The sequence below is a fragment of the Bradyrhizobium sp. genome, assembly GCF_019244115.1.
GTDB lineage: Bacteria > Pseudomonadota > Alphaproteobacteria > Rhizobiales > Xanthobacteraceae > Bradyrhizobium.
In genome coordinates this window covers 1-8,677 of sequence record NZ_JAFATE010000173.1, presented here as the reverse complement: position 1 = coordinate 8,677, position 8,677 = coordinate 1, and the positions used below count along the sequence as shown (strand labels likewise).

The window sequence follows — 8,677 nt, the reverse complement described above, 5'->3', positions numbered from 1 at the left end:
CTTCCTCAACATCCGGCTGAAGCCGGAGATCTACGAGGGCGTCTTGCGCGCCGTGCTGACGGACGCCGCCTATGGGCGCGGCCCCGCGCGGGACGGCGCCGTCAATGTCGAGTATGTCAGCGCCAATCCGACCGGGCCGATGCATGTCGGCCACGGCCGCGGCGCCGTGTTCGGCGACGCGCTGGCGAGCCTCCTGGTATTCACGGGGCACGCGGTGACGCGCGAATATTACATCAACGACGCCGGGGCGCAGGTCGACGTGCTCGCCCGCTCAGCCTTCCTGCGCTACCGCGAGGCGCTCGGCGAGGTCATCGGCGATATTCCGGAAGGTCTCTATCCGGGCGACTATCTGAAGCCGGTCGGGCAGGCGCTCGCGAGCGAATGGGGCGACAGGCTGCGTTCAAAGCCCGAGGCCGAGTGGCTGCCGATCGTACGCGCCAAGGCGATCGCCATGATGATGGACGAGATCAAGGGCGATCTCGCCGCGCTCAACATCCATCACGACGTGTTCTTCTCGGAGCGCTCGCTGATCGAGGACGGCAACAACAAGGTTGCGGAAACGATCGATTTCTTGCGCGCGAAAGGCGACATCTACGAAGGCCGCCTGCCACCGCCGAAAGGCAAGCCGGTCGAGGACTATGAAGACCGCGAGCAGAGCCTGTTTCGCGCCACCGCCTATGGCGACGATGTCGACCGCCCGCTGATCAAGTCGGATGGCTCCTACACCTATTTCGCCTCCGACATCGCCAACCACAAGAGCAAGTTCGATCGCGGCTTTGCCGATCTGATCGACGTGTTCGGCGCCGATCATGGCGGCTATGTGAAGCGCATGCAGGCAGCGGTGAAGGCGGTGACCGCCGGCAAGGCAACGCTGGACGTCAAGATCGTTCAGCTCGTCAGGCTGCTCCGCAATGGCGAGCCGGTGAAGATGTCGAAGCGCTCGGGCGATTTCGTCACGCTGCGCGAGGTGGTCGACGAGGTCGGCAGGGACGCCGTCCGTTTCATGATGCTGTACCGCAAAAACGACGCGGTGCTGGATTTCGACCTCGCCAAGGTCATCGAACAGTCACGAGACAACCCGGTGTTCTATGTCCAGTACGGACACGCGCGGGGGCATTCGATCTTCCGCAGGGCGCGCGAGGTCGTGCCCGATCTCCCCGCTGAGGATAGTGCGCGACGGGAGTATCTTTCCAGAGGGCCGCTCGAACGGCTGACCGAGCCCGAGGAGCTCGACCTCTTGCGCCGGCTTGCGCTCTACCCCAGAATGTTGGAGGGGGCTGCCACAACCCATGAGCCCCATCGAATCGCTTTTTACCTCTACGATCTTGCCAGCGAGTTCCATGCGCTTTGGACCAAGGGCGGCACCGAATTGCCCCATTTACGCTTCATTAGCGATCATGATGCAAGCCTTACCAAGGCGCGGCTGGGGATGGTTCAGGCCGTCGTCTCGGTTCTGGCATCGGGTCTGGCGATCTTGGGCGTGCACGCCCCCGACGAGATGCGGTAGTCTGAGGGGGCTTTTGGGCCTAGATTGCAACCGATGCGAGCATCCGGTAAGCGCCGGACCGCCTTGTATACAGTTGGCGGCTAGCCCGAAGGGGGATACATCATCACGATGGCAGATCGCTTTCAAGATAGGCCGGGCTCTGACGGTTTAGATCGTCTCGATCCACGCGGGCGCGGTCCGATGCGCGGCGGCGACGCCGATCCGCTGGCGGAGCTTGCCCGTCTGATCGGCCAGAACGATCCCTTTGGCGGCGGGGCCAGCTCCGCTGTCGCCGGCGGCATGAGCCGCGCCAATGCGCGCGTGCAACCTCAGCCGCAGCGCGCGGCCCCTGATTCGTTCCGCGCTCCGATGCCTCCCGCGCCAAGTCCCGTTGACGATTCGCTGGCTGCCGGCGGCCCGCCGCCCTGGATGCAATCGCGTCCTGGCCGGCCCGAGGGGCCGCGCCTGCCACCGGTGGTCGAGCCGAATTTCGAACCAGGAGAGGTCGCTCACCCGATGCAGCGTTTTGGTGCCGAACCCGCACCGCCCCAGCCGCAATATCGCGACGAGCCGGGCTTTGACGACCGCGAGCAGGAGCCTGCGCGCTATGATGATGCGCTGTTCGGTCAGCTCGACACCGGTGGGCCTGCGTTTCAGCGCCAACAGCCCTATCCGGACGACCCCTACGCCTTCCAGGACGAAGAATATGACGATGGCGAAGAGGAAGAGGCGCCCCGGCGGGGCAATGGTCTGGCCAAGGTCGCCGTGTTCCTTGCGCTGGGCGTGATCGGCACCGGCGCGGCCTTTGCCTACCGGAGCTACATGGGGTCATCGCGCAGCGGCGATCCACCGATCATCCGTGCCGACAACAGCCCGACCAAGATCCTCACGCCGGTGCCGGCGGACGGCATCACGAAGCTGCCCGACCGCTTGGGCGACCAGGGCGAGAAGATGGTGTCGCGCGAGGAGACGCCGGTCGACGTCAATACGCGCTCGGTCAGCCCGCGCGTGGTTTTCCCGCCGACGAATCAGAGCAGTGCCGCGCCCGCACCGGCGTCGAGCCTTGGCGGAAACGATGCAATGCAGATGCCGCCGGTTGCCAGCGCCGACACACCGCCCCCGGCGAGCAGCGGGACGATGCCGGCCGGCGAACCCCGCCGCATCAAGACGCTGTCGGTGCGTGGCGACCAGGCCGATAATGGCGCAACTGGCGCGGCGGCCGCAGCGGCAACGACAGCGGCGCCGCCGAAGGCGATGAAGGGGCGCAACTCGCCGGCTTCGGCGAATGCAAGCGCCAATGCGCCGATGCCAATCGCGCCGCAGGCGCCGGCTCCGGCCGCCGAGAAGAAGATGGCCGCGGTCGCGCCGACCCCGGATGCTGACGCCGCGCCGATGGCCGACTCCGGTTATCTGGTCTCGGTGTCGTCGCAGAAGAGCGAAGCCGACGCACAGGCCTCGTTTCGCGCGCTGAAGGCCAAATATGCGGATGCGATGGGGTCCTATTCTGCGCCGGTCATCAAGAAGGTCGATTTACCGGGCAAGGGCGTCATGTACCGCGCCATGGTCGGGCCGTTCGACACCTCGGAAGCGGCGAACCAGTTCTGCAAGGGCCTGACCGCTGCCGGCGGGCAATGCTTCGTCCCAAGGAAATAGCTGCGCCTTGCTTGACCCTGTGATCGCTCCGGGGCTATTCGGCCCCGATGAGCACACGGGCATTCATCACCGGGATTTCCGGCCCCAGACTTGAGGTAGCCGAGCGCGACTTCATCGCCGCGCACCGGCCGTGGGGTTTCATCCTGTTCCGGCGGAACGTCGAGGACCCCGCGCAAGTTAGGTCGCTGATTGCACAATTACGCGACGCGGTCGGCGACGCGGACGCGCCGGTCTTGATCGACCAGGAGGGCGGGCGGGTGCAGCGGCTGCGTCCGCCGCACTGGCCGCTCTATCCCTCCGGCGCCACGTTCGGGCAGCTCTATGCACTGGATCCGGCGCTCGGGATGGCCGCGGCAAAGCTCAGCGCCCGGCTGATTGCCGACGATCTCGGCAAGATCGGGGTCAGCGTCGATTGCCTGCCGCTGGCCGATGTCCCGGTGCCCGGCGCCGACGATGTGATCGGCGACCGGGCCTATGGAACCGACGCCGTCACGGTTGCGGCGATAGCGCGGGCTGTGACAGATGGGTTGCAGGATGGTGGCATCCTCCCGATCCTGAAGCACATTCCGGGGCATGGCCGGGCCACCGCCGACTCGCATGAAAGTCTCCCGGTCGTTGATACGCCGCGGAATCAGCTCGAAGCGGTCGATTTTGCCGCATTTCGGCCGCTAGCCGATTTGCCGATGGCCATGACCGGACATGTTGTGTTTAGCGCCATCGATGCTGTCCATCCGGCTACGACTTCTGCGAAAATGATTGATGAAGTGATTCGCGGCTTCATCGGGTTCCAGGGTTTGTTGATGAGTGATGACGTTTCCATGAACGCGCTCGCAGGATCGATCGCCGCGCGGACGCGGGCGATCTTTGCCGCTGGCTGTGACGTCGTCCTCTACTGCAACGGCAAGCTCGAGGAGATGCAGGACGTTGCGAGCCAGACGCCAGAGCTTGCGGGCAAGGCGCTGACGCGCGCTCGCGCCGCGCTGGCGGCGCGCAAGGCGCCCCGCCCGTTCGATCGCGCCGCGGCCAGGGCCGAACTTGATGCGCTGGTCGCGCGACTGGGAGCGGCAGGCGCATGACCGCGGAAATCCTGTCGTTCGAGACCGGCCGCCCGGCCGAGCTCGCCGAGAGCGACCCGGCGCTGGTGGTCGATGTCGAGGGCTATGAAGGTCCGCTCGACCTGCTGCTCGCGCTCGCGCGTCAGCAGAAGGTCGATCTCGCAAAAATCTCCATTCTCGCGCTCGCCGACCAGTATCTGCAGTTCATCGAGGCCGCGCGGCGCATCCGGCTCGAACTCGCCGCCGACTATCTCGTCATGGCGGCATGGCTCGCCTACCTGAAATCGCGGCTACTGCTGCCCGAGCCGCCGCAGCCCGACGGCCCGAGCGCGGAGGAAATGGCCACCGCACTGGCCAACCGCCTGCGCCGGCTGGAAGCGATCCGCGAGGCCGCCAACCGGCTGATGAACCGTCCGCAATTGCAGCGCGACATCTTTGCACGCGGCGCCCCCGAGACAATCGCGGAGGTCTGCCATCAGAAATTTACCGCGACATTGTTCGACCTTCTGAGCGCCTATGCCGTGCAGCGTCAGCAAGGCGTGCTCGCAAGCGTGCATCTTGCCAAACGCACCGTGTGGTCGCTGGCGGAAGCACGCGCAGCGCTCGAGCGCCTCGTCGGAGCGACCGAGGAGTGGAGTTGCCTCGACCAGTACCTGCTGAGCTACGTCGTAGATCCCAGCCAGCGGGCGACGGTCTTCGCCTCCAGCTTTGCCGCGGCCCTGGAACTGGTGCGTGAAGGCGACATGGAATTGAACCAGAAAGAGGCGTTCGCGCCGCTGTATTTTCGCAAGCGTATGTCCCCGCCATCCGGCGCCGCCACCGCGCCGGACCTGACGGCCGAGTAACGCGTTAAAGAAGGAGAGCGTGCCATGGCAAGCCTGGCGGAAATGCGCATCGAACACGTCGAGGAGCCTTCCATGGATCCGCAAGGGCGGCCGGAGGAGCTGCGGCTCCTGGAAGCGCTGCTGTTCGCCGCCGCCGAGCCGCTCGATCAGGCGACCCTGGCCAAGCGCATGCCTGACGGCGTCGACATCAAAACCGCGCTCGCCCAGCTGCAGGCGGAATACGCTCCGCGTGGTGTCAATCTGGTCAAGATCGCCAACAAATGGGCTTTCCGTACCGCGGGCGACCTGTCATGGCTGATGACGCGCGAAAGCACGGAAACCCGAAAACTGTCGCGGGCGGCCATCGAGGTTTTGGCGATCATTGCCTACCACCAGCCGGTGACGCGCGCGGAGATCGAGGAAATCCGCGGCGTGGTGACCTCCAAGGGGACGCTCGACGTGCTGCTCGAGACCGGATGGATCAGGCCGCGTGGCCGCCGCAAGACGCCGGGCCGGCCGCTGACCTTCGGAACCACCGAGAGTTTTCTGTCCCAGTTCAGCCTGGAGGCGCTCGGCGACCTGCCCGGTCTCGAGGAACTCAAGGGGACTGGCCTGTTGGATACCCGCCTGCCGACCGGCTTCACCGTTCCCAATCCATCCGACGATCCGACGCTCCGGGAAGACGAGGATCCGCTGGAGCCGGGCGATCTGGATTTCGCGCTTGCGCCGGCGGCCGAACCTGAACCCGATCCAGGGCCACAGCCGCAGCCGGAACCAGAGCGCGGAAGCGGCGAATAGCCCCATGCTCGTCCGCGGTTAACGGTAGCCATAGCTCCAGCCGTCAACGGCGATTTGACCTCGCTTCGGTCCTTGTTTTTGACCGCCGTGGCGCCTACGTTCCGGCTAACATCTGGCCGGAAGCCGGCCGTGCTTGGAGGGTTGCAGGATGGGTTCGCTGAGCATTTGGCACTGGATCGTCGTGATCGCAGTGGTCCTGCTCTTGTTCGGCCGCGGCAAGATTTCGGACCTGATGGGCGACGTCGCGCAGGGCATCAAGGCGTTCAAGAAGGGCATGCAGGACGACGACAAGCCCGCGGAAAAGACCGAGCCGGTCAAGTCGATCGATCATGGCGGCTCGGCGCCGACGGCCCGCTCCGACGTGGGCAGCAAGGCCGTCTGAGCCCTTCGATTTGTGGCAGACGCGGACGGCCTGGTCCCGCACAGGGCAGCGCTTCGCGTGAGCGGAAATTTTCATGTTCGACATCGGGTGGAGTGAATTCGTCCTCATCGCAGTTGTCGCGCTGATCGCCATCGGCCCGAAAGAGCTGCCGGGCGTCCTGCGGATGGTCGGACAATGGATGGGCAAGGCGCGCAAGATGGCCGCCGAGTTTCAGAGCCAATTTCAGGAAGCAATGCGCGAGGCCGAAATGGCCGACCTGAAGAAGAGCTTTGACGAGGTTCGGGAAGCCGCCAGCAGTTTTTCACCGGTCGGCATGATCTCCTCGCTGCAGCAGGACGTCAGCAATTCCCTGCGGGTCGAGCCACTGGACAAGCCCGCCGAGACCAAGCCGGAGGTCGGGCCGGCTATCGCTGCTCCGGCGGAGGCGACGGCTGCCGAGACGCCTGCCACCGCGGACACTCCGACCGCTGCCGCGGAGGCCGAGGCCACGGCCGCGCCCACAGCGCCGGCTGACGAATTGAAGGACGCCAAAGCGTCATGAGCGCCGAAGACATTGAGGCCAGCAAGGCGCCACTGCTCGACCACCTGATCGAGCTCCGCTCGCGCCTGATCAAATCGCTGCTCGGCTTCGGCGTCGCCTTCATCGTCTGTTTCTTCATCGCCAAGCACATCTACAACTTCCTGATCTGGCCCTTCGTCTGGGTCGCGGGAGCCGAAAATTCGAAATTCATCTATACGGCGCTGCTGGAATATTTCATCACGCAATTGAAGCTTGCCCTGTTCGGCGCCGGCTTCATCTCGTTTCCGATCATCGCAACCCAGATCTATCGATTCGTTGCGCCTGGCCTTTACCGACACGAGCGCAACGCCTTCCTGCCTTATCTGATCGCGACGCCCGTCTTCTTCTGGCTTGGCGCGATGCTGGTCTATTTCGTCGTCTTTCCGATGCTGATCCGCTTCTCGCTTGGGATGCAGCAGCTGGGCGGACCTGACACCGCGCAGATCGAGCTGTTGCCGAAGGTCGGCGAGTATCTGTCGCTGATGATGTCGCTGATCTTCGCCTTTGGCATCGCCTTCCAGCTTCCGGTGATTTTGACGCTGCTCGGTCGCATCGGGATCGTTACCTCGGAGATGCTGCGCAGCAAGCGCCGCTATTTCATCGTGGTCGCCTTCGTCATCGCGGCCGTGCTGACGCCGCCGGACGTTTTGAGCCAGTCGTCGCTGGCACTGCCGCTGCTCGCGCTCTACGAAGGCTCGATCATCGCCGTGCGCGTGGTGGAGAAGAAGGCGGCAGCTGCGAAGACCTCTACCACCGGCGCCCCGCCGGCGGCCAACCCGGCCGAGTAGGGCGCCTCCCGCCGTGCTGACGACCACCCCAGCTGTCATACCCCGCGGAAAGCGGGGTATCCAGCACGCTGCGGCTTCTCAGTAAAGCACTGGCGTCTCTGGAATACTGGATCACCCGCTTTCGCGGGCGATGACGGTCATGCTAGGTGGAGCGCACGCAAACTCTCAACAGCGATGTTGAAGTAACCACGATGGTGGCTCGGGACTCTTCGCCATGCACGACATCAAAGCGATCCGTGACAATCCGCAAGCGTTTGATGCGGCGCTGAAGCGCCGCGGGCTGGCCCCCTTGTCGCCGTCGCTGCTGGCGATCGACGAGAAGCGCCGTGCGGCGATCCTCGCCTCCGAGCAGGCCCAGGCGCGGCGCAACGCCGCCTCGAAGGAAATCGGCGAGGCCAAGAAGGTCAGGGACGAGACCCGCGCCGGCGCGCTAATGGAAGAGGTTGCCAAACTCAAGACCACCCTGCCGCAGCTCGAGGCGGCGGCCAAGCTCGCCGACGAGGAGCTCGCGAAACAGCTCGCGGCGATCCCCAATCTGCCGCTCGACGAAGTCCCTGATGGTCTGGATGAGCACGGCAACGTGCAGCGCCACGTGTTCGGCGCGCCACGAAACTATGCCTTCATGCCCAAGCCGCACGACGATCTCGGCAGCGCTCTCGGCTGTATGGATTTCGAGACCGCCGCCAAACTTTCAGGTGCACGCTTCGTGGTCTTGAAGAAGGGATTGGCCCGGCTGGAGCGCGCTATCGGGCAGTTCATGCTCGATCTGCACACCAACGAGCATGGTTATGCCGAAATCAATCCTCCGCTCCTGGTACGCAACGAGGTGATGTTCGGCACCGGCCAACTACCAAAATTCGAGGACGATCAGTTCTGGGCTATCAAGGGCGAGTTGCTCGCTGCGTCAGGTGAAAGCCTGAAGACGGAGCGGCTCGGTCTGATCCCGACAGCCGAGGTTTCTCTGACCAATCTCGTGCGCGAACAGATTGTCGACGAAAAGCAGTTGCCGATGCGGCTGACCGCGCTCACACCTTGCTTCCGCGCCGAGGCGGGCGCGGCCGGGCGCGATACGCGCGGCATGATCCGACAGCACCAGTTCACCAAGGTCGAGCTGGTGTCGATCACGACGCCC

The 8,677-nt window shown here is 64.8% G+C and carries 9 protein-coding genes; all 9 read left to right on the top strand.

The features are described from left to right. Positions 1-1,507, top strand: a 1,507-nt coding sequence (gene argS / locus JOZ76_RS07710) for an arginine--tRNA ligase (RefSeq protein WP_291698032.1), incomplete at its 5' end; no start/stop codon positions are given. A 180-nt stretch (positions 1,508-1,687) separates the two neighbouring features. Continuing rightward, positions 1,688-3,139: an SPOR domain-containing protein gene (locus tag JOZ76_RS07705; protein ID WP_291698031.1), complete on the top strand. Its 1,452-nt coding sequence runs from the start codon at positions 1,688-1,690 to the stop codon at positions 3,137-3,139. Between the two features lie 47 nt (positions 3,140-3,186). Then, positions 3,187-4,215, top strand: coding sequence for a beta-N-acetylhexosaminidase (nagZ, locus tag JOZ76_RS07700; protein WP_291698030.1), 1,029 nt, complete (start codon positions 3,187-3,189; stop codon positions 4,213-4,215). Beyond that, positions 4,212-5,039, top strand: a complete 828-nt coding sequence (locus tag JOZ76_RS07695; RefSeq protein ID WP_291698029.1) for a segregation and condensation protein A — start codon at positions 4,212-4,214, stop codon at positions 5,037-5,039. Before nagZ ends, JOZ76_RS07695 begins: the two co-directional genes overlap by 4 nt. A gap of 24 nt (positions 5,040-5,063) precedes the next feature. Then, a complete protein-coding gene (scpB, locus tag JOZ76_RS07690; RefSeq protein WP_291698028.1) occupies positions 5,064-5,816 on the top strand; it encodes an SMC-Scp complex subunit ScpB in 753 nt (250 codons plus the stop codon). 148 nt (positions 5,817-5,964) lie between these two features. Next, positions 5,965-6,198, top strand: a complete 234-nt coding sequence (locus JOZ76_RS07685; protein ID WP_291698027.1) for a twin-arginine translocase TatA/TatE family subunit — start codon at positions 5,965-5,967, stop codon at positions 6,196-6,198. Positions 6,199-6,271: 73 nt separating this feature from the next. Further along, complete coding sequence (gene tatB / locus JOZ76_RS07680; protein WP_291698026.1) at positions 6,272-6,739, top strand: Sec-independent protein translocase protein TatB; 468 nt, start codon at positions 6,272-6,274, stop codon at positions 6,737-6,739. Further along, positions 6,736-7,545 carry a twin-arginine translocase subunit TatC gene (gene tatC, locus JOZ76_RS07675; protein ID WP_291698025.1) on the top strand — a complete coding sequence of 270 codons (810 nt, stop codon included), beginning with the start codon at positions 6,736-6,738 and terminating at the stop codon, positions 7,543-7,545. The genes tatB and tatC overlap by 4 nt, the downstream gene beginning before the upstream one ends. Before the next feature lie 214 nt (positions 7,546-7,759). After that, positions 7,760-8,677: serine--tRNA ligase (locus JOZ76_RS07670; RefSeq protein WP_291698024.1), on the top strand; the 918-nt coding region annotated here is incomplete at its 3' end.